The sequence below is a fragment of the Candidatus Symbiopectobacterium sp. NZEC135 genome (assembly GCF_025962695.1).
The window spans coordinates 1-732 of the sequence record NZ_JAGFPF010001087.1 but is presented as its reverse complement, the minus strand read 5'-3'; the positions used below and the strand labels follow the sequence as shown (position 1 = coordinate 732).

The following is a 732-nucleotide window of genomic DNA, read 5'->3' as shown; positions in this document are numbered from 1 at the left end:
ACCAGAGCACTGGCCCAAGGCATATGGGTAAATTGTAATGCCAGCGTCAGCGCAGTCAGGATGATAATTATGCCAAAATGCAGGTTGATGCTGATGTCCAGTGCGGTCATCCCCATGCCGATCAGCGCGCCGACCAGCGTGCCCAGACTGAAAAAGCCGTGCAGCGTGGTCATGATGACTTGATTGATATGCTGTTCAAATGCGGCACCTTCGATATTCAAGACAATATCAATCATGCCCAGTCCCATACCAAACAGCGCCAGCGCACAGAAAGCCATCTGTTGATTTGCCAGTAGCAGCGCTACGGCCAGCAGCAGGAAACCGACGGCCAGCAACATAAAACCCGCCAGCGCAACGCGGCGAATGCCGTACTTGTTGATCAGTTTTCCTGACCAGAGTATTCCCACCATGGAACCGCAGGAAAAACCAAACAGAATTAACCCGAAAACCTCAGTAGAGGCATGCAGCGTGTCCCGAATCAACGGCGTTCGGGTGATCCAGGAACTCCAGGCGAAGCCGGGCAAAAACATCAGGGCGAATAGCGCCACTTTTTGACGCAAAACGGATGAAGACATAACAACCAACCTTACTCGCATTATCGGGTTGCACAGCACGCATAGCAGTGAGTGTGATTATTGACCGGTTATGAATATTCACCATCAATAATCGTTTTTTTGCGTCGTACATTTGTACGAGAGAGTGTTGCATATCCTGCTAAGGTTGTCAGCTATC

General features: G+C 50.3%; 1 protein-coding gene. It reads right to left on the bottom strand.

The genetic code is table 11. The features are described from left to right. On the bottom strand, positions 1–575 hold a 575-nt coding region (locus J5224_RS32605), incomplete at its 3' end, for an MFS transporter (protein WP_264629072.1). Between the last annotated feature and the right edge of the window lie 157 nt (positions 576–732).